This is a genomic window from Kitasatospora sp. NPDC002227, from assembly GCF_040296285.1.
Lineage (GTDB): Bacteria > Actinomycetota > Actinomycetes > Streptomycetales > Streptomycetaceae > Kitasatospora.
Window position 1 is genome coordinate 52120 of the sequence record NZ_JBEOWY010000013.1, and the last position, 22699, is coordinate 74818.

Sequence of the window (22699 nt, forward strand, 5' to 3'; positions counted from 1 at the left end):
CATGGCCGGAGTGGCGGGCGGCAGCCCAGATCAGCTCTGCTCGGGAAAGAGCAGCTCCTCCACGCCGACCGCCGCCGCCTCCCGCCGGGTCAACGCCTGGTTCAAGAGATCCTCCGCCTCGTGTAGGCAGTCGGTGACCTGCTGAGCGTGGTGCTCTTCCGCTGCTCGGTCGGTGCTGTCCGCCCGTGACCGGAATCGGATCGCCTCGTCGGCGGCCTCCAGCAGCTTAGCCACGGCCGCCGCGAACCCTTCCTCCATCCGCCCGCCGGTGTCCAGGGCCACGGCGCCCGGCGGGGCGAAGTCCTCGGCAAGTACCGCCAGGTGGCCGTCGGCCCGGCCCAGGTGACGGAGCACCGCGGCCTGGTGGTCCTCGGGCACGGGCCAGGTCAGCGACTTGGTTCGCTCGGAGATCTCGATCGCGGTGTTCGGGCTGACGGCGGCCAGCAGGTTGTAGCTGGCGTGATCGGCCGCACGACGCAGGTGCGCGGCGAGCAGGCCAGCCTGCACCTCGCCGTCCTCGTGCTCAAGGGCGGGCGGGATGTCTACGCCCAACGCCCGCAGGGCCCCACGCAGTTGACCTTCAGTCGGATTCAGGTTCGTGTACACGGCGCGATTGTCCCCCCGCACCGGCTGTCGCGGGGAGCGTGTTCACCCGATCGGGTGGCGTCCGTTTGGGACGATGTAAGGGCGAAGCAGGACGGCCAGGCCCATGGTGACGCCGAAGGCGCCGGGCCCGGCGAGGCCCAGAACCACCGGGCGGGCGGTTCCGGTGAGGAGGTTCTCGGCGATCAGCATCATGCCGATGGCCAGTGTCACTCCGCCGGCGAGCAGCAGGGCGAGCCGGGCGCCGACCGGCAGCCAGGCGGGGCCGGGAACCTGGAGAACGGCCCGGGAGTGGACCGCGTGCCCGGCCAGATCGACCGTCACCTCCCCGCACTCGCAGACCAGGTGGGTCACGTTCTCACCGGCGAGCGCTGACGTGAGGAGATCGACCTCCCGCACCGGCCCGTGGCATCCGTCGTCCATCGGCGGTCTGGCCATCTGTCCTCCTCGGTTGTCGGTTGAGCTGTTGACCGTATCGCGGGCGTCGGCCGGGGTGCGGGGGCGTTGTCGTGGGTCCGTCTCCCCCGCCTCTGGTGGGCTTAGAGCGGTGCAGCGGGAAGCTCAGCAGCGGTGAGCTCGATCTCCAGGGTGTCGGCGTAGTCCTCCAGCGCCTGGCAGAGCGTCGCGGTGGTCTCCAGGTCCAGTGGCGCCCCGCCCCGCCGCCAGGCTCCGAAGAGCTGCCCGATGCCCCTCACCAGGGCGGTCACCTGGGCGGCCGGAATCATCAGCTGGTCGCCGACGCGGTGGAGGGCCAGGTGGACCGGCTCCCCGTCCTCGTCCAAGGGCTGCCGGTACTTGTCCTCGACGAACGGTTCCCCGTACGGCCGGGTGGGGAGCTTGGGCTGCCGCGGGGTCATCGCCCTGGCCAGGGAGCCGCTTCGCTCGGCGACGCGGGCGGCGGCCCGCTGGGCCTGCTCGGGGGACAGGGACGGCGACTGCCCGGGAACGGTGATACCGCCGGCGGCGGCCTCGATGCGTGCCCGTTCGGCTTCGACCGCCAGTCTGGCCTCGACGGCTTCGACGCCGTCCATCCATCCCTGGTCGTAGTCACGGCTGCGGCCGGTAGGGCCGTCACACACCACGTTCTCTGCGGTGCCCGCGGCCCAGTCGAGGACGTCGAACTCGTCCCGGGCGATGGCCGCGTCCGCGTACTCGAGGGAGTGGCCGGCCTCGATCAGGTGCTGTGCCAGCAGGATCCGGCCGTAGCCGTTCATCTGGGTGTCCTCCGGTTCGTGGGGTGCAGGATCAGTTGGCAGGCTTGGCTTCGGTGTGCTGGACGTGCGGTTGGACGATCTGCTCGGTGCGCCTGGTTTGCTCGGTGGGTGCGGGGGTGGCGCCCCCGCACCCACCGGCCCTAGACGCCGAAACCGACCGCGGTGACGTAGGTGTAGCTGTCGTAGTCGGAGTCCAACTCGTTGAGCACCTCGTCCCAGCAGACGTCGAGTGCGTCCTCGTCGCCCTCGACCCAGGCATCCACGACGGCGTTCCACAGGGTGCCGCGGATGTTCTTCCGCCGGATCTGGATGTCCCGCTTGTACTTCTGCTCGACCTGGCTCTGGTCCACCGGGTAGATCTCGATCTCGGTGCCGCGGCCGTTGTCGTTCAGGCGGGTCTTGAACTCCTTGGCGAGGTTGCGGCGCCGGTAGTCCCAGTACGCGGCGTCGATCTTCTCCAGGTTGCCGCGCTTCGGGACCGTCTTCTTCTCGATCCAGTTGTCGACCGTCTCCGGCTTGACCGTGATCCCCGCGCGGGCCATCGCCTCCCGGCCGCCGTCGCTCTGGGTGAGGTACCTCAGCCGGGCGGCGAGCCCTCGGGGCGTGGTGACCGGGGATTTGATCCCAGTCACCGCCTGCTCCAGGGTGATGGCCATGGCGATACCGCCGGGGATTCCCTTGGCTTTGTATCGGCCCAGATCTGCCCACCTACCTGCCACTATTCACCCCCTACCGCGAAGTCGGATTCCTTCTTCTTCACTTCGGTGACCTTCCTTCCTTCGGCGAACACCGATCGCCAGTCACCGATGACATGGATTTCATCGGTGCCCTTCATGGCCACAAGCTGCACTCCTGCAAGGTGCAGCTTGTGGCCCTTGATCCACAGGTTGGAGAACGCCTGCGACCGGATGATGTGCATCCAGTCGGGGCGGTGGATTTTGCGCTGCTTCGCGCTCTCGCCCATGGTCGAGACGAACTTCGAATACATGTCCTTGACGTATTCGAGAGTCAGATCGTCGCCCGAGTCGATCGCGTCCTGGCGGGCCCTGCCCAGAACAACCCGGAATTCTTCGAGGAGATTCTCGCTGGCGTAGGCGGTGTACGACTCGTGGATGACCGGCTTCTCGCAGAGCGCGCCCATCTTGGGCCCCGCGAGGCGCAGTAGCAGGCGCAGCGTGGAGCTGGTGATCCAGAGGGGGCCCGGCTCGTCGCGGTTGCCGAGGGGGTTCGGCAGGTGCGGGTGGTTCCAGACCGGCGGGGTGATGAGGTAGAGCCCGGCGTGCTTGGGGTCGTACGTGCCGTCGGGGTTGTGGTGGAGCTGGCCGATCGGCAGGTGGGCCTTGAGGGCTGACAGGTAGGCGCCGTTGATGTCGAGTCGCTCGATGAGCCGGCGATCCGCAGCACGGAGTGTGGCAATGAGGGCCTCATTGCGCCAGTTCGGGCGGGCCTCCCAGATCTGGTCCGGCTTGTTCTGGGCGGGCTTGCGCAGGATCTCCAGGCTCGGGGGGTGCGCGGTGTGCTCGTACCTCGCTCCGACCCGGGAGCGCAGGAACAGCGCCGTCGCGTCGATGAGGGCGTCCTTGGTGAGCGCCGCCAGGGCGGGCTTCACCTCGCCCTGGTGACGGCGCGCCTCCTCGTCCACGCGCTTGTGGATCATGCCGAGGAGTTCGGACTGCGACGCGGGCGGCTCGATGGTCTCGAGCTTCACCGGCCGGTCATCCGGGCTGGGGGCGGCTGCACCGGCCGCGGTCGGCGAGCACATCCCGCCGAGGTGGCGGGGCTCGCCGCCGATCCGGTGCCGGGTGGGCACCCCGCAGCGCAGGCACGGGGCCTCCTCGGCCGGCACCGGCCTCCCGTCCGGGCCGAGGTCCAGGGCCAGGTAGCGCTCGTCCGGGAACACGCCGACGGACACCTGGTCGGGCACCGGCGCTGTGACCGGATCAGGGCCGGGACCCGGGTCCGGTGCGGTCGGGGCCGGCACAGCGGGGGCGGCCTCGACCGGCGCCGGTCGGGCGGGGGCCTCCTCGTCCGGGGCCGGCTCGGCTGCGGCCGGAGCCTGCGGTGCGGTGGGTACCGGCGGTGCCTCGGCGGGTTCGGGCTGCACGGGCGCTTCCGCGGCGGCCCGGTCCGCCGCGGCGGGGAAGCCGGGCGGCAGGTAGGTGGCGACGAAGTCCGTGAGGGCGAGGCCGTAGTGCTGGATCAAGAACCGCTCGGAGACGGTTGACGGCCGGCGGCGCGCTTCGGGAAGCAGTTGGTACGCGGCGAACGGGCCCGCGAACAGGGCGATGGCGGGCACCTCGTAGTGGACGGCGACCCGCTCGCAGTCGCTCAGCGTCCAGCCGGTCTTGCCGTCGAGGCGGCGGCTGGTCTTCGGACGGTCGAGGCCGATCGCCTCGGCGAGCTTCGTGATGGACTCGCCGGTCCCGTCGAGCAGCGCCTTGATCGCCAGCCGCACGGATTCGTCCAGCCCGGCCGGCTCCTGCGAGTCCGGCACGCAGGCAGCGATCTCCGACAGGCCCGCAGCGGCCGTGGCGAGCGCACCCACCGTGCGCAGGGGTGAAGTCATGGCAATATCATCTCATGCTCGTGCAGAAAATGCAAGTCAGTGTACTCAAATCTCGTACGTGTGATTTATGCACGAGCTTGCGGTGATCCCTATTCACTCGAAAGGGTCAACACGGCCGAGGCGGCGGGAGCCGGCCGATAGCCTGCTGCCCACGCTGGCCGCGCGGCGCCGGCCCGAGGACGTGGGTGCGCAGCATGCTGGAGCGGTGGGACAAGAGCAGTGAGCGACGGCTGCTGCGGGCGGTCGACGCTGCCACCGCACTGCTCTGCGAAGGAGTGGGCCCGGTGGGCCTCACTGTCCTGCAACGGCTCCTGGCCACCGCGTTCGAAGCCGGCGCGGGCACCACGGACCCGGCCCTGGAGCTCCAGATCGCTGGCGACATCGTCAACTCCCTCTGCTACGACGAGCCGTGGGACGAGCCGCAGGCCCGCGCCTGGCTGGCCGACGCACACCTGCAGCGTGCGGCGCTGCGGGCCACGGCCGCCGGGGAGGACCCGGTCCAGGCCCGTGCCGAGCTGGAGGGCCACCGCTGCTGGGAGATCCACCAGCTCGACGCGCTGGCGCGCCGGCTGCGCCTGTTGCACGCCGCATCCGGCCAGAGCGCGAAGTGGCTGGCGGAAGGCGCTCGGGTGGAGTACCACCACATCGCCCGGTGGATCGCGGGGCGCACCCGTCCGGACGCCCGGCAGCGTACCGCCCTGGCCCGCACCCTGGGCATCGCCGCCGGGTGGTTCGGAGTCCAGCGCGACTCGGTGCCCGACATCGGCCTCTACCGCTCGGTCACCGGGTGCCCCTGCGGCGCCGGTGCCGACCGCTTCGCGCTGGGCACGGTGAACGGCGAGACGCTCAAGACGTCCTGGACGAGCCAGGGCTGGTTCTGCGTCGGCTGCGGCACCCCGTGGATGGCCGAGCACGACGGCCGGATCTACGCCGTACCCGTCCTGAGTCCGGTCGGCGGCGAGCTGAGGTTCCTGGCCGTGCTCGACACGGTCAAGAGCCCGGCCGCCTGCGGGCCCGAACTCGCCCTCCCCTGGCCGCCGGCCCACTGGACCGCCCCTGCAGGGCTCCACCGCCGCGGAGCCGCGCAGGTCCCCGCCCTCTACCGGGCGGCGCCCCCGCGCCCGTAGCGTCGGCCGCTCGGGCGATCGCGGGACGTTCCGGGGACCGCGGCAGGGGCATCGCTCACTGGCAGCATCTGCCAGCCTGCGGTTCGGGTGGGCTCCGCAGGCTGGCCTGGGCATCCACCTTGTAGCGATCGCTACACATTGAGCGTAGCGATCGCTACAGTGGTCCGGGAAGCCGAGAACCCGTCAGAGGAGCTAACCGTTATGGGACTTGAGGTCATCGAGGTCGAGCGCTCGCAGCCCGGCGTCCGCGAGCAGGGCGTCTACGTCGCCGCAGCCCCCTGGGGCTGGCTGGAGTGGCGGGACCGATCCAACCGCAACCACACCTGGCGGGAACGCGGCGGCCGAATGTGGCTGATGGATGGGCGGTCCACCCTGGCCTACGCCGAGCGGCAGTGCTCCCGTGACGACTGGGAGGCCGAGACCAAGACCGCCGCCGGCCTGGTCGAGCCCTGGCTGCGCGTGCTGCGCATCCTGGCGGCCGTGCCCGCGCTGGAGGAGCAGATCGCCGAGCTCCCCCAGCTCGGGAACGTCGCGGCAGACGACCACGACGAACTCCTCTACGGCGAGAACGACTACATCGTCGGGGCCATCCGCACGCTCACCGAGGCGGCCACCGACGAGGAGTCCGAGCAGGCCACGGGCGCCCCGACCGGTGCCCCCGCGCTCGGGTTCCCCGCCCGTCCGGGGCGAATCGACATGCGCAAGCTCGCCGGCCTGGTCGCCGAGCGGAAGTCCGCCGAGCTCCGCACCGCCCAGCTGGTCGCCCTGGCCGCCGCGGACCTCGGGGCGCCCGCCCCGACGGGCTGGGAACTGCCCCGGCCCACCTGGGACCCGATGGAGGAGGGGGCGCCGCTCGGCCGCCACATCGCCCGGAACCTGCTCGCCGGATGGGCCGCTGGCCGCGACCTCCGCGACCCGCTGCTCGCCTGGGCCAAGGCCACCGGCGTCACCGCCACCGAGATGCAGGCGGTGAGCGGCATCGCCCGCACCACCATGAACCGCGCCGGGAAATAGCCCTGCCTGTCCGACTCGCCGCCTGCGGTCGAGCTGGCAGTCCTGATCTTGGCGAACCAAGGCGTGGAGAGCCTGGTCGGGCAGAGCACCTGCTGCCCGGCCGGCAGGCGATGAAGGCCGCAGACGACTCCGACGAGCGGGCCCTGGCCGGCGCCGCGAACGCCCACGCGACGGCCGACCTCCTGCTGTGACGGTGCCGCCTGGCGGCGTCAGCGGGCCGACCTCCCCGGACGCCGGGTCCTAGAAGCGGCCCTCCTTGTCCAGGTTGATCAGCATGACGATCCACACGGCGGCGGCCCGGACCACGCCCAGGGCCTCGATCCGGGTCAGCTTCACGTCCTTCTGGCCGCCACCGTGGCGCACCCACGGCATCGCGGAGCCGAAGTTGTGGAGCTGGTTGATCGCCTGGCACAGCGGGGTGCGCTCGCCCTCGGGGAACAGGCGTCGCAGACCCGCATTGATGTCCTTCTGTCCGGAGGCGATCTTGACGACGCCCTCCAGGGTGTTGACGGCCAGTGCGACGGCCAGGCGGTCGTCGCCGGCCTTCTGGGCGACCAGGGCCTTGGCCCAGTGCTCGCGGGCGGTGGCGTACTTCCCGGCGAGCAGGGTCAGCGGGCCGGTGGTGGCGTCCTGGACGTCGAGTTCCTCGGCACCCTCGTCGTCCTCGATGAAGGAGCCGTCGATCATCACGAGTCCGATCCCGGCCTCCTTGAGGATCTTGTTGACCCGTTCGTCGTAGGACGACCACAACCCCCTTCCGTTTGAGCGCAGAGCCTGCTCCAGCAGGTCGAAGACCTTGGGATCCGGCAGCCGCTGCAACTGCTCGTTGACCCACTCGGGCAGGTCCCGGCCCCACAGGCCGGCGGGCACCGGGACGTCGAGCCAGGCCGCGAGGGTCGGTACCGCGTTCTCCTCCTCGGCGTGCACGAGGTCCTGGAGGACTCGGCGCAACCCGGGCGGGGCTACCGAGCGTTCGTGACCCATCGACGTTCCTCCTGATCAGCGCGGTGCTTCAGGGGCATTGTGGCCGACCGGTGCAGCCGGGTGCAGCCCGTTTTGCGCGGCGGGACGGAACGGTTGACGACCGCACCCGCCCCGCCGGGGCGGCCCGGTTGCGGCTGGCTCTCGCTCAGAGGGGGCCGTCCGTCGTCGCGGGTGCCGTGCGCTGCCCGTGGGCATGGCTGAGCAGGTACAGCGCGGCCTGCAGAATGAGCGCGGCGTGGTGCCTGGGCGGGGTGTCAGTCAGGCCGTGCAAGGTGTCGTTGCGCAGGTTCATTCCGCGGTCGGAATCGACCAGGAGGAGTTCCAGTGCCCTGCTCCAGTCCGCCGGGTACCTCGCCTGCTGCATGCTCTGGAGCAGTTCGTTCAGCATGGCGACCCCACCGGGCCGGTGACCCTGGGCCACAGCGACGACGGAGACCCTGGGGCGCAGGAGCTGCCGGAGGATGTCCTCGACCCTGGGCAGGGCGACGCACACTGCGGCGTCGAAGTCCTCCAGCCAGTAGTGAAGGAAGGCACGGGCGAGGGCTAGTGCCCGAGGCTGGGGCAGCACCGTCTCGTGGACCAGGGCGGCGGCCACGTCGAACTCATCGGGCCGAAATCGCTCGTGGATGCGGTGGAGCTGAATGGCGGTCAGCACCCCGTACAGCTGCAGGCCGTGAACCTGCATCGCCACGGCGGCGGCGTCGGGGGCGTCGACGGGCGGGTGGACGAACACCGGCCCGGCCGGGTTGATGCGCGAGCGCGGGATCCGCAGCAGGCCCTCGAGCGCGCCGTCGGCCTCGGCCTGTTCCTGCGCGCGCATCGCCGGGTGGGCGTCCGGCACGGTCAGCCACAGCGCACTCCGCAGGTCGGGGGCGGCGTCGACCAGCGCCCGCTGCCCGGCGATCAGGAAGGGCGGGATGGTGTGCACGTTGCGAATGGTGGTCCACTCCACCGTGGTGTGCTGCAGGGCCCTCTCGGCTCGTGCCCGCAGGCTGGGCAGGCCCCGCTTCTGCGCCTCGGTCGCCGCCCGGGTCCGGAAGTACAGGCGGCGGTGCCCGGAGTCGGTGTCCTCGGCTGCGTCGAGGAGGGCGTGGACCACGGCGGAGTCGATCTCGGCGTAGCGGCTCTGGGGCGCGTCCCTACGCAGCACGTCGAGGAAGCCAATCCGGTCGTCCACGTCCTGGACGAAGCGGTCGGCCGCCCGCTCGGCGAAGTCCGCCACGTCGTACTTCATGGCCTGCAGCCCCTTCAGGACGACCAGGAGGACCCGGCCCTCGTCCTCGGCTGCGCCCAGGAGTCGCTCGGCGAGGGCGACGGCGTCCGTGATCGCCTGGTCCCGGAGGTCGTGCTGCTTGAACTTCAGGGCCAGCTCCCCCGCCGTCGTCAGGCACGCGGCGGCCCGCGGGAGCGCGTGGCCGACCTGGGCACCCGTCAGGAGGTGCCGCGCCGCGTCGAGGTAGCCGCCGGCCGCGCCGCGGACATGATCGGGTGTTCGGCCGTGACCGGCGTCGAGCAGCAGGTGGTGGAGGTGGCCACGAACGAGGGGGTTGTCCACCTCGTCCGCGTACAGGCTCCAGATCTCCAACTCGACCGGTGACGGCGGGGCCGGCGGCGTCGGCCCCGCTTCCTTCCGGGCCCTCGCCACGTCGCGGGGGTGACGGAGCAGGGCCGCAACGAGGGCGTCCCGCTGCTCCACAGCCGCGTTCGAGCCGGCGTCCATGGTTCTGAGCGCGAACGCGGTAGCGGTGTGGGAGGTGGAGTTCTGCGCCTTCGTCAGCATGGTGAGCACGCTCGGCTCGATCCGGAGCACGGGGGCCTCGCTTTCGTCACCAGCAGTATCGGAGTCGGCGCAGCCCGGGCCCACCCGTTTTCGCGCCTCCGGCTCAGGTGTCCTGCGCCTTGGGCAGCAGCGTTCGAGCGCGGCGCCCGTTGCTGGTGGTCGGGGCGACCCCACGGGCCCCCGGCCCTACTCGAGTCCAGCTGCCTGAAGTTCGGCCAGCAGCGCACCGACCACCCCGGGCGCCGGGTCGTCCCTGCACCCGTGCCGCGGCCTCTGCGATCCGGTTGCGGGCCACCTCGCCCAGATCGCGGGCCTCGGCCCCGAGCTGGTCGAGGTAGGCGGTGTGCCCCGGTGGCGGAGTGAGGTCGTCCATACCGACATGATTGACCATCAGGACACCCACCTGCGGGCCTTCGGACCGCTCAGGCCAGTTCCACCTCCAGGAGGACCGGGTGCGGGCCCTGTTCGTTGCCGCGGTTGTCGGCCAGCAGCAGGACTCGGCCGTCACCGCGAAGTACGAGTGCCGTCGCCCGGTTGAGGCCAGGTAGGCGGCACACCAGTGAGTGCCGGTTGGTGGCCACGTCGGTCCGGTGGACTACAACGGCCGCCCCGCCCGGGTCTGGGCCAGCGCTGAGGATGGTCTGCGCGTCCAGGGCGAGCAGCGCGTCGCAGCGCGCCGGCGGCCCGTCGCGCCAGGTAGCCGAGTCCAGGGCCATCTTCTGCTCGATGTCGAGGTGGCCGCTCCTGCTGCCGCCGACCAGGTAGAGCCGGCCATCGGCGGTGAAGACGACATTGTCGACCTGACCGCTGAACTCGATGGTGTGCCGTTGCTCGTCGCCGAGCCGGTCGCCGACCCGGACCAGGGTGTGGGAGCCCCGATAGACAGGGCCTGTGGGGCCGGTTGTGGAGAACGCCCATACGCTGCCGTCGGGGTGGGCGAGCAGGCGCCCAGCGCCGGTGATCGCGCCGGCGAGCGCTTCCAGCTCGCCGTCCCTGCGGGACACGACGACCTCTTCGGTCAGCACCAGGAGCTCGCTGTCGCCGCGGAGCTGAGCGCTGCTCCCGTGCCGTCGACCCGCGAGTACGAGGTCCTCCCTGGTCACTGGGTCACCAGTCGTGATGTTGAGACGGTGCACGCCGCCGTAGGTGGTCACCAGTACCTCGTGCTCGCTCACGCCGGTGAGACCAGTCGCCTCTTCGAGTGAGACGCCCGCCCACAAGGGGCGGACCGTTACTCCTGGGGCGTACTCGGCGCTTGGCAGAACGGTGTCGGGCGCTGCGGCGCGCCAGCCAGGCATGAAGGTCGGCAGGTCCGGGGTGAGCAGGTTCGTGACGCTCACGTAGGAGCCGCCGCGGCGGGCGGTGACGGTGTGCAGGCGGTCGAAGAGCTGGTAGGGCGTGAACAGGCCCGACACCAGTATCTCGACGTGGGTACGGTCCAGCAGCACCACGGTCGGGTCCGTCTCGGCGTTCCTCAAGACCAGGTCGATGTAGCCGGACATGGAGAAGAACGCCGGGCGTACCCCCGGCGGACGGGTCTTCAGGCGCCTTTCGATCTTTCCGATCGGGTCGTCGTTCACCGCGTCGTTCAGCCACTTCGCCTCGGCGATGTAGCGGACACCGTCGACCGCGAAGACCACGTCGATCTCGTCACGGCCGTCCAGGCCTCGGTTGTCCGCCCGCGCCTCGGCGCCGCCCGCAGTGAGCACCTCGGCGAGGAACTGGTTGAACTCCCGGCCGCGTTTCGCTTTGGCGACCTGTGTGTCCGGGACGTCTCGCAGTGCGCGGTACCTGTTGATCAACTGAAGTCGCTGAGAATCCACACCGGCATTGTGCGGCCCGGCGCGCCGCGCAGGGGGCGGGGCGGGCCGGGCCGTGACCGAGCGCAGTGCATGGCTGGTCCTGGGACCAGGGCATGGCCGCCGCTGTTGGCGCCGATCGCGGTGGTGCGACATAACGAAGGCCACGCCCGGGATGGGCAGGGCCTTGGCGGCGCGGGGGTCAGAGGGCTGACGCCAACGTGATGGCGTGGCGGCCGGCTGCATCGGCCCGCTCGATCGCCTTCGCGTGCCGCTCCTGGTCCGGGCCGGAGCGGGTGGGCGTCAAGCTGATCGCGTCGGCCGCCTCGATGGCTGCGAGGTAGACCTCGACGGCCGCCGCGAACGAGTCCATGGCCGCGCTGCTGCGGCTGGCGGCCATGTCCTGCGCCAGGATCCAGAAGCTCTTGGCGAGCGCCTTGTGGTCGGGACCGTCGACGGAGGTCAGGAGATAGGTACTGGCTGCGACACTGGCCAGTGCCCGCCGAGCCCGCACAGCCGATGCCCAGGTGGCGCGGTCGAGGTCCGGGCCGGGCAGCAGGTAGTGTCCCCGGGCCTTGGCAAGGTGACGGGCGACCGCGGCGCGTCCTCCGTCGACCCGGGCCCGCAGCAACTCCAGGGTGGCACTGATGATCACCACCAGGGCGGCCATCGACACGATCATGGGCTGGAAGAAATGGGGCTGCTGCGCGTCCGGCTGCATAGCGGCCATCATTCGGGGCATCCACCAGCTCAGCCCTACCGCTACGGCGGTGGCGAGGACGGCGCTGATGAGAACCCCGCGGGCACCCAGCGCCAGCCGCCCGTAGTCGAAGCCCGCGGTCCGGGGCAGGGGTGCGGACGGGTCGGTGAGCACCTGGGGGTGCTGTCGTGCGAGCAGACGCACCGTCTCCCCGACCTGCTTCGGCAAACCGGGATCCACGATGACGGCATCACCCTGGCCGGACCGGAACAACCCCATCAGCACTCCCCATCGCAAGCCGCCACATGGCGGTCCGCTCATTATGGGGCCGTCGGCTGACAAGCCCCAGGGTCGAGGAGGTCCGCGAAACCGGCGTGCGACGGGGCACACGCGCCGGACGACGCCGCGCAGGAGGATCCAGCCCGTACGCGCCGAAGACCTACTCGAACCCCGAGGCCCGCAATGCGGCGAGCTGCTCGCCGACTGCCTCTGGCGTCGGGCTCTCGTGCACTCGCGCGGAGGCTTCCTCGATCCGGCTGCGGTCCTCCGCACTCAGATCACGCGCCCGGGCCCCGAGCTGGTCAAGATGAGCGGTGTACCCCGGCGCGGGGGTGCGGTCGTCCATGCCAACATGATGGCCCGTCAGGCAGTGCCGCGGAGGGGTTCACCGATCCGGGGGCACGGAGCCTGACGGCCGGCCTGGTTGGCGGCGTGACAGGGGCTACCGCACCGGGGGCTCGTCGCCCTCGGCCCCGGACCCGGCCTCCCCCGGGTGCTCGTCGATCTCAGCCTTCACCGCGGCCCAGCGCGCCGCGCTCGCGTCCAGTTGCTGCTCCCGCCGGGCGCTGTCGCGTTCCCGGCGCCGTGCCCGCACGTAGGCGGCCACCGGCTTGTCGGGCGGGCACTCGGCCGCCCACCGGACTTCCTCGGCCAGGTCGGCGGCGACCGGCATGGCCTGCTCGGTAGCGGCGGCGGCGTAGTGGAGTGCCTGGGCCACCACCGCGAGCACCGCGTCAGCGAACGCGGGGGTGGTGAGCTTGTCGGTCGCCGCGATGTACGCCATCGGAAAGTGCATCTCCGCCGCGGGGGCCATCATCGCCCACTCGCCGGCCGGCAGCTCGGTCGGGTGCAGCCTCTGAACCAGCATGCTGGCGTGGGCGTCGACCCGCCGCTGCAGGCTCTCGTCGTCCGGATCACCGCTGAGGTGGTCGGCTTGGCCGACCTTCACGTGCACGGTGAGCTGGCCGCAGGCGTAGCGGGCGGTCAGGTCCCGGTCGATCTGCACCTGGTCAAATCCGGAGCCCAAGGCGAGAGGTGCGACCTGCCGCAGCCCCGGGAACGCCATGGTGACGGCGGAGACGATCTGATCGGTGGCGGTGCTCTTGAACACGGCGGCTCCTCGTAGATGGTGACGGGGGTGCACACCCGTGGCGGGGCCCGGGTGTCGCCCTGCGCCGTGCAGGGAGGGCAGTGCGCGCCCGAAGGGGCGTTGAATGATCCAACCCCGCGCATGCGGGGAGAAGTCGGCCAGCCATCACCTGGCCGGCGGCTGTCGCTGAGTGACGGGCCGCCCTGCGTCATGATGGCAGATCGCCGGGGCGGGGGGTGCCGCAGCGGGTAGTGGCCGCGGAACTGCCTGGCCGGAGTCCACCCGGCCGGAGCCTGGCGGCCTCGGCGTTCGCCCGCCGGGTGCGACCCTCGCTCCCGCTGCACCGCTCAGCCGTCTCCGCGACGGGCTCGCGCCCCGCGTGCCGCCAAGGGCGGTGTCCGGCTTCCGGCCGGCTCGTTGGACGGGGTGTGCGCAGCCGAACTCCTGCCCGCGCCCGGGGCCTTGGCCCCCTGGCAGCGGCCAACCTGGCAGAGGTCACTGACCCGGGCGGGCGGCTGTCGCCTGCGGTCTCCGGCACGGTCTCGGAGCAGCGGGCCGCTCTCGCCTCCTACCAGGCCGCGGTTGCAGACCTCCGGGAGGAGCTGGACGGGGTCGACGAGGAGGTGCTCCGGGGCGAAGCGGTGGAAGGCCGGTGCCACGGTGACGAGGGCTTCGCGCATTCGGTGGACCGGACGGTGAAGAAGTACCTCGAGCTGGCGGCGGACTGGGACGCGCGGCTCCGGGAGCTCGGCCGGCACCTGCTCTGGCTGTGTCCGGGTGGACTGCCGGAACGGCTCGCCGAGTTCGGGCAGGCCGAGGCCCGCGCGATCCAGGAGGCGGTCACCGGCGTGCACCGGGCCGTCACGGTACTCCACCATGGGGAGAGCGGGCCCGACGTCGACCGGCCGGGCTGGTGGCTCCCCGCCGGGGACGTCCCCCAGGTGCCGTCCGGCGGGCGCGTCCTGAACCTGCCCGGCGCGGAGCGGGCCAGCTGACCCGGCCGCCGAGCACAGCTCCAGCCCCTGGGCACCGGGACCGGCTCGCAACGAGGCCGGCCGCCAGGCGAAGCGGTCCTCCCCCGCTGCTCTAGGGGAGCTGACGGTTGGTGTCCGAGCGGGTCGGCAGCACGGTGGCTGCGGCGTCCTGGGCCGCCTGGAGCGCGTCGGCGAGGGCCTCGCTCACCACCGCGGCGGACGCGCTGAGCGAGGTGATCCCCTCCACCCCGATCCGCGCGGCGGCGGTCCCGGCCACCAGATCGCGCACCTCGGCGCTGCGCGCCTCGATCCCCTCCGCCACCGCCTGGTCGGCGGCGAGCCGGTCGACCTCCTGGGCTCGGGCAGCGTAGTCCTCCAGCGCCTCGACCTGTTCCTTGGCTCCGGCCAGGACAGCGTCGAGCACCTCTCGCTCGGCCGCCAGCAGCTGGTCGACCTCCAGGCTGTCGGCGACCGCCGCGGCGGCGGCCTGCGCGGTCCTGCTGTAGCGGTGAAGGGAGTCGGCGAGGTCCCACAGCAACTGCGAAAGCCGGATCTGGTTCGCGGCGCCAAGGCCGCCCAGGTCGTCCTGCTGGAGCCGGGAGGCGAAGATGGTGTCGGCCGCGTGCTGCGCCCGGCCGAGCAGCAGGGCGGCGTCGTTGCTCAACCAGCTCGGATGGACGTAGCGGCCACGGGCCTGGTCGATGTGGTGGTTGATCTCCGCGTCGTGGCCCGTGTCCAGGAACACCTGGAGAGCCGCGAACGCGGCCCCGGCGATGAACAGGATCAGCCCCATCGCCAAGCCGGCGTCGACCGCGTTCCGCATGAACTTGTCGAAGGGCTCGTACGTGCCCATGTCGATGTCCTCGCCGAGCCCCCCGCACGCCTTGAAAATCCAGATTCCCAGCGCAAGGGCCCCGCCTCCCGCGGCCGTCCCCAGGCTGCGGCGCAGCAGCTTCCCGTTGGTGCGGGAGCGAAGTCCCAGCCGGCCCGTCTCGTCGGCGTCGGCGAGGAGTTCGGGGCAGGCGTCGGCCACGTGGACCAGGGCGTGTTGCGTCTGGGCCGGGACAGCGGGGTCGAACACCGGCCTCGCCTCGGGCTGCTTGCTCAAGTCGGCCATCGGTACTCCCGGTTCGCGCATCGTCAGTAGCCCGCTGCGGTGGGCCGCGAACGTGCAGGCCGGTCGAGGGCCGCTGCTCCGTCCTCGACCGACCTGCGGGCATGGTAGCGCCCGGCCCTGTCGGTCAGCCCAGGGTTTCTCGGCGGGCGGTGCGGGCGGCGCCGCCGGTCGTGGCCGGCCGAAGGCGTCGCCCGTGTTCCTGTGCGGCCGGTGGTGCGGACTACTGCACGCCGGCCATCAGCACGCGGCGCAGGTACTCGTCCGCCATGCTGCGCGGCCACTGGGAGACGGGGTGCGGCATCCTGTCGAGAAGCCAGGCCCAGCCGCGGGCCTCGACCGCATCCAGCGGCTCGTCGGCGTCCTCGCGGGCGTCCAGGACGTCGTAGGTGGCGGCCGGGGGCGTGCCCGTCGCGAGGGCGTAGCGCTGGCGGCCGAGGTCGATCTCGGCCGCCCAGCCCGTGCCGTGCCAGACCGCGAAGTACCGGCCGACGCTGGCCGGGCCGACGCGGTAGAGGCTCTCGGCGAGGACGTTGCGGCACCACGCCGTGGCGGTCTGCGGGTCGGGGAACCGGGTCCACTGGTTCATGGTGTGCGGTGCGATCTCCCCCAGGCACCCGAGGACGTCGCGCCGGCCGAACACCCCGAAGTCGGTGCTGACGGCCTGGACGCGGTGACCGCGGTACGGCAGCTCGAGGAGCACGGTGCCGGCGGCGAGGGCTGCGGCCAGTTCTCGGTCGGAGGGGTGGCCGTCGGGGCCGTCGCCCTGCTGCTGGGGGTGCGGAAGTGCGTTCACGCTTGTGGTCCCTTCTGCGCGCCGTCCGGCGCGCGCGATGTGCCGTGCAGCTCTCCCGGACTCGTGCTCCGGCCACCGGGTTGCCGCCGGAGGTCGGGCCGGACCGATTGTGGCCGGTGCGCTCCGCGGGCGGCACCGTTTCCCGGCAACACCCGCGGAGCGCACCTGCTGGGGCTACGCGGTGAACTTCGTGATGATCGCGGCCAGGCCGATGGCGACGATGGCGAGGATGGAGCTGACGTTGGCCCAGATCAGCAAGGTCATCTTCCATTCGACCAGCCGGCTGAGCTTGTGCAGGCGCTCGGCCCGGTGGTCGACGGCGAGGGCGGCCGGGATCTCCTCCGGCCTCATCGCCGCCCAGCGGGTGAAGCTCGTGGACCGGGTGCGGTCGAGACGGGGTGTCACCACCACGGTGGCCAGCACCGTGGCGACCAGGGTCGCGGCCATGCCGACGGAGGCCAGGACGAGGGCGGCTGGCGGCATCTTCGGCATGAGGGCGATTCCGGCGATCGCCGCAGTGGCGGAAGTGAAGATCAAACTGCTCTTCGGCTCCGTTCGCAGCAGGTCGCCGGTGACGGCCGCCAGCTCGTCGGCGAGGGCATGGTCGGTGGTGTAGGCGGACGGCGTGCCGCCGACGCCGGCGGTGGTCTCCGCCGTCGCGCTGCCGCTGGGGGTCGGGTTGGGCACGGTGGGGGTCTGCCCGGCGGCCTGGCCCGTGGTCGCGTTGGTGGCGCTCATCCGTAGTTCTCCTTCGTGGTGGTGGGGCGGGCTGGGGCCGGGCCGCGCCCGGAGGCGCTGCCCGGCGGTTCGGTGCGGAGCTCCGCGTGCTGGTCAGGTGCTGCGGTGGTGGAGGATCTCGTCGAAGCCCTCCACTCGCAGGAGTTCCAGGAGTTCGGCGGCGTCGCCGATCTCCCGGTGCTGCTCGCGCAGGACGTCCTCCGGTACGCGCAGGTGATCGGGCCTGAGCGCGTTTCGCTGGACGCTGGTCTCGACCGGGGTGTCCACCCAGAGCGCGACGGCTCGGCGGCCGTGCGCGTGGGCGAGGTCGACCAGGTGCCTCCTGTGGTGACTCAGGCTGGACACGTTGTCGATGTACGTCGTTCGGCCCCGGCTCAGACGCATGGTCAGCAGCTGGTGCTGGAGCAAGATCGCGTCGGCGGTGGCCGACTGGTCACCGGCCGCCGAGATCAGGGCGCGGAGGCGGTCGAGGCTGACGACCTGGTCCTGGACGCCGGCCAGGAGCGAGGACTTGCCGGAGCCGCTGGCCCCGATCATCACCACGGCATCCCCGGCTCGGACCGGCCCGAGGACCTGGCCTTCCGGAACCTGGTGACCGCTGTCGAAGGTGGTGGTGCGGACGCTGCCGGCCGCTGTGCCGCGCTCGACCTGGTGGTCGTGCTCGGACGGAGTCGTGGTGGTCATCGAGGGGTTCCCTTCGCTGTGGAACGGCAACGGCCCCGTCCGCACCGCCGTCCGGCGGTCGCGGGCGAGGCCGTGGTGGCGGTGGTCACGCGGCGGGCAGGGCGCGGAGCACAACCGGGCGGTCGCCGGTGCGCTGCCGCGCCATCGTGTCGGGCTTGCGGGAGCGGGGCTGCCCACCATTGGGCAGCCCCGGGGTGGCGTGCGTCACTTCCGGCGCCCGCGCCAGCGTCGGCGGGCGCCGGTCTCGGGCTGCTCCGGCTGGGAGCGGACGAGGACGACCGGCATCCAGCCGTCCCACGCCTCCACCCCGCCGATCCGGCTGCGCAGCAGGGCCACGGCCTCCGGGCTCATCCCGGCGAGATCGCCCAGGCGCTGGTCGCGATCCGCGGTGCCGTCGGCCGGGTCGCTCCAGCCGTCGATCGTCAGCAGCAGGCCCGCGACCGCGCGGCGCAGCTGGGGGGTGCTGTTCTGGGCGGCGAGGTCGGCCAGGCGGCGGAGTTCGGCGCGGGCTTGCTCGCGCTGGAAGGTGCGGAGCCGGGCGAAGTGGGCGGGCAGGCCGACGAGCCGTACGCCCTGGTTCGCGGCGGTGCGCTCCTCGCCGGGCTGCAGCAGCACGGCCAGATCCTCGTTGGTCCAGCCCGGCTGCAGGCGGGCCTCGACTCCGGGGTGCTCGGCGTACCAGTCGGCGGCGTCCACGACCCGCAGGCCGGCGGCGGCGGACTGCCGGAAGAGGTGCAGCCCGATCCTGGCGCTGGTGACCAGCAGCGTGAACCTCGGCGTCGCGGACTCCGGGCGGACCAGGCTGTCCCCGGAGCTGCCGTGCAGCTGGTAGACGGTCTCGCGGGCGGCGTCGTCCAGTTCGGCGTCGCCCGCCAGCGCGAGGGCGCCGGGGGCGAGACCGGGGTTGAGCCGCTGCAGCTCGCTCCACGTGAGGTAGCGCTGCTCCCTCTCGGCCCGCTCGTCCAGCGCCCGATTCAGCTCGGCCTCGTCGGGCCGGTCGTCGGGGAAGTAGCGGCGGACGTCCTTGACCAGGGTGGCGATCAGGTCAGCGGCGGCAGCGGCGGCCGGCGTCCAGTCGAAGCACCCGGGACGGCCGGGGACCGGCGCGAACCCGTCAAGCATCTCGGGGATGAAGAACTTCAGCACGGTCATCAGGTTGTTCATCTGCGCCGCGCTGGCGTAGCCGAAGACGAGCCAGTCGTAGCGGTCGATCAACTCCGGCTCCCTGTTCGGCAACTGACTGCCGGCCGTCACCGAGACCCCCGACAGGAGGTGCTTCGGGAAGTCCTCCGGGTCCTTGGGGCCGGAGTAGAGGGTGCGGCTCTCGTAGGTCGCGTTCCACCGGGCGGTCAGGTCCCCCGACTCGGGGTCGAAGCTCACCTTGATGTACTCGGTGGCCTGGCGCCCGCGGCCGTACGCCTCGTTGTCCCGGGGCGGCCGGATCCAGGTGTCCGGGCTGACGAGGCGGACGGTGACGCGGCTGTCGGCGGTGCCGGACTGGGTGGTGGTGCGGGCGGTGGCGGTGGTGACCATGGGTGTGATCTCCTCGGTGGTCGGCGCTGCGGAAGGCGGTCGTCGGTGCGCAGCGGCTCAGGTCTGTTGGGTGGCGCGGGAGTGGTCCGGGCAGGTGGCCAAGGCGGCGAGCCGCAGGGCCTCGGTGGCCTGGCCGGTGAGGTGCACCGCCCGGTCGAGGGCCTCCTGCGCGGTGCGAGCCTCGGGTGTGCCGGGCAGGTTGGTGCGGGCGAGCGCGGCGAGTCTGTGGACGTCGGCCAGGAGCTGCGTGTGGTCGTGGTGCGCCTTCACCAGCGGTCGCTGAAGGTCGGTCGGCTTGCTGAGCGGTGTGCTGGCGGGGCGTGGGCGGTGCCAGTTCGACCGGGGCCGCCGCATTGATGCGTTGAGGAGCAGCATCATCTGCACGGCGGTGAGGATCGGGCGGCGACTGGGTCTGAACACGGCGGTGGTCTCCTGGTACTCGATCGTGCGGCCCGGACCGGGGCAGGCCGCCCGTGGCGACCGTGCGCAGGCTGGCGGCCGGCTGCGGCCGGTGGTACGTGGGCATTCTTTTTGTGGTGCTGCCGCGCTGTCCCCGGATCGCTGGGTTTGCCGCACGATCGGGCGTGCGGCAGACCCCGGGCAGCGCGCAGGTCTGGGGCTTCAGGCGCCGTAGAGCAGGACTCCCGCGACCGCCAGGGCGTATGCGGCGAGGCGCGCAGGGGTTCCGTCGGCCTGGACGAAGCAGCCCAGGCCCAGCACGGCGATGACCCCACCCAGTAGCCGGAGCGCCAGCAGGCGCGATCGCGGTCCCTCGGACGGGGGGAGCCAGGGACTCACCACGGACCGAAGGGCCCGCACGGGACGGGAGTTCCGTGCGGTGGGCAGCATCAGGGCGAGCAGGAGCGCGGCGAGAGCCAGGAGCGCGGCAACTCGCAGGAAGGTGGACAACGCGGAGACTCGATTCTTCGGGGGTGCTCGCCAGCGCCGCGCCGACGAGCACGGGGTGGATGGGCCGGGCGGGCCGGCTGCACCAATCGCAGCTGGCCCGTCCGGCCCGAGGAGATGCAGGAGATGGCACTGCCGAGGTCCGGCAGGTGCCCGTCGGCGTAGCGGCGGCGTGCTCTAGCCGCCGCTGATCACCCGGGCCATGGCCTCGAAGGCGTCGAGCGCCCGGGTGTCGAAGGGCCCGCACTGGGCTTGGATGTCCGCACCGAGCTGGTTGTAGAGGCTGGCGGCCTCGCGGCTCCTGCCTTCCTGCGCGGCTTGCTCCGCGGCGGCCGTCCGGCGCTCGATCTCTTCGTCGTCGAGGCCGTGGTCACTCACCGGGGACCGTCTCCACCGGAAGGGCGGCACCGGCCGCTCCGCCGGGGCCGGCGGCCCGCTGCTGCGCCGGATCGGGACCGACCCGCTGGCGCAGCCGGTGCAGTTCCGCCTCCAGCTCCAGCAGACGCAGCAGCACGTACGGGGCGCGCTGCCCCAGGACACCGACGAGGTTCTGGCAGAACAGGTCATCGGGCTCGTGCTCGTGGCCCTTCATCTGCAGGACGATCTCGGCGGTGGCCGCGATGATCGCGGCGGGCGTGGCCGTCACGTCCGCCGCCTTCAGCGCCTTGATGAGGTCGGCGCGGACGGCCGGCTGCAGGAGCTTCAGTTCCCCGGTCACCCCTGCCTCCCGGCGGACAGGATTTCCGAACGGTTGTAGGGGAGGGCGGAGAGGGCGGTCGTCCAGCCACCCGCCGCCTGGTCGAACCGGACGGCGTTGTCGTCGACGTACGCGACCGCGCCCGGCTTGACGTTGGTGACCAGCACTCGGCTGTCCTGCCAGTAGGCGTGCCGCTGCGCGCACACGACCGTCTCCAGTCCGGTGTGCTTCTCGACCCAGCGGGCGACCTCGGGGTGCAGGTCGTGGTGACGGGCGGTGACGATTGCGAGGGACCATCCGCCTGCGGCCCGGAACTGCAGCTCCTCGAGGGCGCCGGGGATCGGCGGTCCGTAGACCTCGCCGCCGCGCCATCCGTCGTTCTGGTCGTGGATGACCCCGTCAAAGTCGATCATGAGGGTTCCGGCGGACGGGGAGCCGGCCCTGGCGAGGGTCAGCGCCCGGTCGTACAGCCAATCGGACATGTTGCTTCCTGTTCTGAGGTTGGGTGCTTGCCGGCCGTCCGAGATGCCCTGGGCAGACGTCGGGAGGGGTGCGGCAGCTGGTGCTCCCGCACCCCTCCCGGGGCTGGTAGGGCGGCGGTAGGGCCGGTAGGCAGGTCGGTAGGAGTGCAGGTCAAAGGGGTGGTAGGCGCGGTCGGTAGGGGATGCGGGTGGCCCTGCGGCGCCGGGGGAGAGGACCTCTTGGAAGGGGCTCGGGAAGTGCCGATGCGCGGGCCCTGCCGCCCCTCGTCGAGCGCTCCTGCAAGCGTGGCCGGGAGGGTCGCTGGGGAGGCCGGACGAGGCCCTCCGGGGGCCTGCCCGCCACTCCCTCAAGGCCCCCCGCAGGGCGGTGCCGCGGGCCCTCCCCCGGGGGCCGGCCGGGCCGCCCGGGAGCTCCTCCGCGAGGGCTCGAGTAGGGGGTCCGACGGGGGTGGCTCACGCCTCTCCCCCGCCGGCCGATCAAGGCCCGACGGTCACCGAATGTGACGGCACCTGAAGAGGAGGGATGACCGGAGGAACCCGCGGTCCATGCCGGGCTCACGCCCCGTGCGGTACGCCCTGCGCGTGCGCAGGGCTAGACCGCGCCGGCGGTGCGCTCCAGCGCGGGCTCGGCCTCGTCGTCCCTGGGGGTGTTGTCGCGCACCTGCTGCAGGGGCGGCACCGGAGGTCGGCCCAGGTACGCGGTGAGGTCGTCGTACCGCACCGCGTTGCGGTTCTTCTTCCCGGCCGGGGTGGGCAGCTTCGTCTCCCGCAAGGGGATCTGGAGGCTGCGCAGGTACGCCCCGAAGTCGGCGGCGTCCCAGCTCCGCAGGGCTCCCTCCTCCTGGAGGCCGTGGAGCAGGACGTCGACGTGAACTCCGGCGAGCCCCTTCTGGTGAGCGACCGCCACGGCCTGCTCCACGTACCGGCTGATGGTCGCGGCCATCTGCTCCGGAGTCACCTTGGGCTTCTCCGCTGCCGCCTCGTCAGCCGGCTCGGCGTCGTTGTCCTCGTCCTCCTCCTGCTCGTCCTCCTCCTGCTCGTCGGCGGAGGCATCCGGCGCCAGGGGCGTCGGGTCGTAGATCCACGCCGCGCCGCAGGCGAAGACCACGGCGACGGTGACCGTTACCAATGGCGAGGCCCGGCCGAAGTACCAGCTGCCGTACCCGGCTGCGGTCAGTGCTGCTCCCCGTGCCAGGGGCGGCCCGAGCGCCGCCACCAGCTGCTCCCACAGGTCCTCCAGGTGCCCGGACGTCCCCTCGGCGGGGCCTGCGGGCTCGTCCGGTTTCTCCTCGGGCTCCCCGCCGCTCCCCTTGCCCGTGGCCTTCCGTGTGCTCTTCGGCGGCTTGCCGGTCTGCTTGTCGGCGTCGCGCCGGGCGGCGAGCGCAGGTGCGAAGACCGCCACGAAGTCGCCCTTCCTGACCCACAGCCACGTCTTCTTGACCAGCACCAACGAGCCCCGGAGCAGGCCGAGGTAGGCGTGCGATCCGATCACGTAGACCTTGAGGTCCGGGACGGAGAACAGCGGCGGGGCCTCGCCCGGGGCGGCCTCCAGCGGTGTGTCGGCGGGGGCCTCCAGCGGTGCGGCTTCCCCGTCCGCCGTCTTGGTCGTGTTGGTCATG

General features: G+C 72.1%; 24 protein-coding genes. 3 read left to right on the forward strand and 21 right to left on the reverse strand.

Going from position 1 to position 22699, the window contains the following annotated elements:
- Positions 1–30: 30 nt before the first annotated feature.
- The 5 genes from ABT095_RS14460 to ABT095_RS14480 form a co-directional block, all read right to left on the reverse strand.
- Positions 31–606, reverse strand: a complete 576-nt coding sequence (locus ABT095_RS14460; RefSeq protein WP_350529706.1) for a hypothetical protein — start codon at positions 604–606, stop codon at positions 31–33.
- Between the two features lie 42 nt (positions 607–648).
- Positions 649–1041, reverse strand: coding sequence for a hypothetical protein (locus ABT095_RS14465; protein WP_350529707.1), 393 nt, complete (start codon positions 1039–1041; stop codon positions 649–651).
- A gap of 101 nt (positions 1042–1142) precedes the next feature.
- The gene (locus ABT095_RS14470) at positions 1143–1817 is read right to left on the reverse strand and encodes a hypothetical protein (RefSeq protein WP_350529708.1); all 675 of its coding nucleotides are present in this window, start codon (positions 1815–1817) and stop codon (positions 1143–1145) included.
- Positions 1818–1957: 140 nt separating this feature from the next.
- Positions 1958–2473 carry a transcriptional regulator gene (locus ABT095_RS14475; protein WP_350529709.1) on the reverse strand — a complete coding sequence of 172 codons (516 nt, stop codon included), beginning with the start codon at positions 2471–2473 and terminating at the stop codon, positions 1958–1960.
- A gap of 62 nt (positions 2474–2535) precedes the next feature.
- Complete coding sequence (locus ABT095_RS14480) at positions 2536–4383, reverse strand: helix-turn-helix domain-containing protein (RefSeq protein ID WP_350529710.1); 1848 nt, start codon at positions 4381–4383, stop codon at positions 2536–2538.
- A 185-nt stretch (positions 4384–4568) separates the two neighbouring features.
- Between ABT095_RS14480 and ABT095_RS14485 the strand changes: the two genes are divergently transcribed.
- Both ABT095_RS14485 and ABT095_RS14490 read left to right on the forward strand, forming a co-directional pair.
- Complete coding sequence (locus ABT095_RS14485; RefSeq protein WP_350529711.1) at positions 4569–5510, forward strand: helix-turn-helix domain-containing protein; 942 nt, start codon at positions 4569–4571, stop codon at positions 5508–5510.
- A 201-nt stretch (positions 5511–5711) separates the two neighbouring features.
- Positions 5712–6524, forward strand: coding sequence for a hypothetical protein (locus ABT095_RS14490; protein ID WP_350529712.1), 813 nt, complete (start codon positions 5712–5714; stop codon positions 6522–6524).
- Between the two features lie 240 nt (positions 6525–6764).
- Here ABT095_RS14490 and ABT095_RS14495 read toward each other — a convergent pair whose 3' ends face one another.
- From ABT095_RS14495 to ABT095_RS14520, 6 genes are all read right to left on the reverse strand, one after another.
- Positions 6765–7508 carry a hypothetical protein gene (locus tag ABT095_RS14495; RefSeq protein WP_350529713.1) on the reverse strand — a complete coding sequence of 248 codons (744 nt, stop codon included), beginning with the start codon at positions 7506–7508 and terminating at the stop codon, positions 6765–6767.
- 145 nt (positions 7509–7653) lie between these two features.
- Complete coding sequence (locus ABT095_RS14500) at positions 7654–9318, reverse strand: DUF4209 domain-containing protein (RefSeq protein ID WP_350529714.1); 1665 nt, start codon at positions 9316–9318, stop codon at positions 7654–7656.
- 392 nt (positions 9319–9710) lie between these two features.
- Positions 9711–11333, reverse strand: coding sequence for a hypothetical protein (locus ABT095_RS14505; RefSeq protein WP_350529715.1), 1623 nt, complete (start codon positions 11331–11333; stop codon positions 9711–9713).
- Positions 11290–12066 (reverse strand): hypothetical protein, encoded by a 777-nt coding sequence (locus ABT095_RS14510; RefSeq protein WP_350529716.1) that lies wholly within the window; start codon positions 12064–12066, stop codon positions 11290–11292. Before ABT095_RS14510 ends, ABT095_RS14505 begins: the two co-directional genes overlap by 44 nt.
- A gap of 160 nt (positions 12067–12226) precedes the next feature.
- Complete coding sequence (locus tag ABT095_RS14515; protein WP_350529717.1) at positions 12227–12412, reverse strand: hypothetical protein; 186 nt, start codon at positions 12410–12412, stop codon at positions 12227–12229.
- Positions 12413–12508: 96 nt separating this feature from the next.
- Positions 12509–13177 (reverse strand): hypothetical protein, encoded by a 669-nt coding sequence (locus ABT095_RS14520; RefSeq protein ID WP_350529718.1) that lies wholly within the window; start codon positions 13175–13177, stop codon positions 12509–12511.
- A 407-nt stretch (positions 13178–13584) separates the two neighbouring features.
- Between ABT095_RS14520 and ABT095_RS14525 the strand changes: the two genes are divergently transcribed.
- The gene (locus tag ABT095_RS14525) at positions 13585–14151 is read left to right on the forward strand and encodes a hypothetical protein (protein WP_350529719.1); all 567 of its coding nucleotides are present in this window, start codon (positions 13585–13587) and stop codon (positions 14149–14151) included.
- Positions 14152–14242: 91 nt separating this feature from the next.
- On the opposite strand, the gene ABT095_RS14530 is transcribed toward ABT095_RS14525, so the two are convergent.
- The 10 genes from ABT095_RS14530 to ABT095_RS14575 form a co-directional block, all read right to left on the reverse strand.
- Positions 14243–15247, reverse strand: a complete 1005-nt coding sequence (locus tag ABT095_RS14530; RefSeq protein WP_350529720.1) for a hypothetical protein — start codon at positions 15245–15247, stop codon at positions 14243–14245.
- Positions 15248–15467: 220 nt separating this feature from the next.
- Positions 15468–16040 carry a hypothetical protein gene (locus ABT095_RS14535; RefSeq protein ID WP_350529721.1) on the reverse strand — a complete coding sequence of 191 codons (573 nt, stop codon included), beginning with the start codon at positions 16038–16040 and terminating at the stop codon, positions 15468–15470.
- A gap of 174 nt (positions 16041–16214) precedes the next feature.
- Entirely contained in the window at positions 16215–16778 is a 564-nt protein-coding gene (locus ABT095_RS14540) for a Pycsar system effector family protein (protein WP_350529722.1), read from the reverse strand.
- A 93-nt stretch (positions 16779–16871) separates the two neighbouring features.
- Positions 16872–17462, reverse strand: coding sequence for an AAA family ATPase (locus tag ABT095_RS14545; RefSeq protein WP_350529723.1), 591 nt, complete (start codon positions 17460–17462; stop codon positions 16872–16874).
- 204 nt (positions 17463–17666) lie between these two features.
- Positions 17667–18995 carry a hypothetical protein gene (locus ABT095_RS14550; RefSeq protein ID WP_350529724.1) on the reverse strand — a complete coding sequence of 443 codons (1329 nt, stop codon included), beginning with the start codon at positions 18993–18995 and terminating at the stop codon, positions 17667–17669.
- A gap of 57 nt (positions 18996–19052) precedes the next feature.
- Positions 19053–19415 carry a hypothetical protein gene (locus tag ABT095_RS14555; RefSeq protein ID WP_350529725.1) on the reverse strand — a complete coding sequence of 121 codons (363 nt, stop codon included), beginning with the start codon at positions 19413–19415 and terminating at the stop codon, positions 19053–19055.
- 663 nt (positions 19416–20078) lie between these two features.
- On the reverse strand, positions 20079–20279 hold the full coding sequence (locus tag ABT095_RS14560; RefSeq protein WP_350529726.1) for a hypothetical protein: 201 nt from the start codon (positions 20277–20279) through the stop codon (positions 20079–20081).
- Entirely contained in the window at positions 20272–20619 is a 348-nt protein-coding gene (locus ABT095_RS14565; RefSeq protein ID WP_350529727.1) for a hypothetical protein, read from the reverse strand. The genes ABT095_RS14560 and ABT095_RS14565 overlap by 8 nt, the downstream gene beginning before the upstream one ends.
- Positions 20616–21080, reverse strand: a complete 465-nt coding sequence (locus ABT095_RS14570) for an HAD family hydrolase (RefSeq protein WP_350529728.1) — start codon at positions 21078–21080, stop codon at positions 20616–20618. Before ABT095_RS14570 ends, ABT095_RS14565 begins: the two co-directional genes overlap by 4 nt.
- A gap of 592 nt (positions 21081–21672) precedes the next feature.
- Positions 21673–22698, reverse strand: coding sequence for a hypothetical protein (locus ABT095_RS14575; RefSeq protein WP_350529729.1), 1026 nt, complete (start codon positions 22696–22698; stop codon positions 21673–21675).
- Position 22699: the final 1 nt, after the last annotated feature.

Coding starts and splice junctions, on each gene's coding strand:
- ABT095_RS14480 (WP_350529710.1), bottom strand. CDS start 4,383: ATGACTTCACCCCTGCGCACGGTGGGTGCGCTCGCCACGGCCGCTGCG.
- ABT095_RS14475 (WP_350529709.1), bottom strand. CDS start 2,473: ATGGCCATCACCCTGGAGCAGGCGGTGACTGGGATCAAATCCCCGGTC.
- ABT095_RS14545 (WP_350529723.1), bottom strand. CDS start 17,462: ATGACCACCACGACTCCGTCCGAGCACGACCACCAGGTCGAGCGCGGC.
- ABT095_RS14540 (WP_350529722.1), bottom strand. CDS start 16,778: ATGAGCGCCACCAACGCGACCACGGGCCAGGCCGCCGGGCAGACCCCC.
- ABT095_RS14495 (WP_350529713.1), bottom strand. CDS start 7,508: ATGGGTCACGAACGCTCGGTAGCCCCGCCCGGGTTGCGCCGAGTCCTC.
- ABT095_RS14505 (WP_350529715.1), bottom strand. CDS start 11,333: ATGCAGCCGGCCGCCACGCCATCACGTTGGCGTCAGCCCTCTGACCCC.
- ABT095_RS14530 (WP_350529720.1), bottom strand. CDS start 15,247: ATGGCCGACTTGAGCAAGCAGCCCGAGGCGAGGCCGGTGTTCGACCCC.
- ABT095_RS14515 (WP_350529717.1), bottom strand. CDS start 12,412: ATGGACGACCGCACCCCCGCGCCGGGGTACACCGCTCATCTTGACCAG.
- ABT095_RS14550 (WP_350529724.1), bottom strand. CDS start 18,995: ATGGTCACCACCGCCACCGCCCGCACCACCACCCAGTCCGGCACCGCC.
- ABT095_RS14510 (WP_350529716.1), bottom strand. CDS start 12,066: ATGGGGTTGTTCCGGTCCGGCCAGGGTGATGCCGTCATCGTGGATCCC.
- ABT095_RS14575 (WP_350529729.1), bottom strand. CDS start 22,698: ATGACCAACACGACCAAGACGGCGGACGGGGAAGCCGCACCGCTGGAG.
- ABT095_RS14570 (WP_350529728.1), bottom strand. CDS start 21,080: ATGTCCGATTGGCTGTACGACCGGGCGCTGACCCTCGCCAGGGCCGGC.
- ABT095_RS14470 (WP_350529708.1), bottom strand. CDS start 1,817: ATGAACGGCTACGGCCGGATCCTGCTGGCACAGCACCTGATCGAGGCC.
- ABT095_RS14465 (WP_350529707.1), bottom strand. CDS start 1,041: ATGGCCAGACCGCCGATGGACGACGGATGCCACGGGCCGGTGCGGGAG.
- ABT095_RS14490 (WP_350529712.1), top strand. CDS start 5,712: ATGGGACTTGAGGTCATCGAGGTCGAGCGCTCGCAGCCCGGCGTCCGC.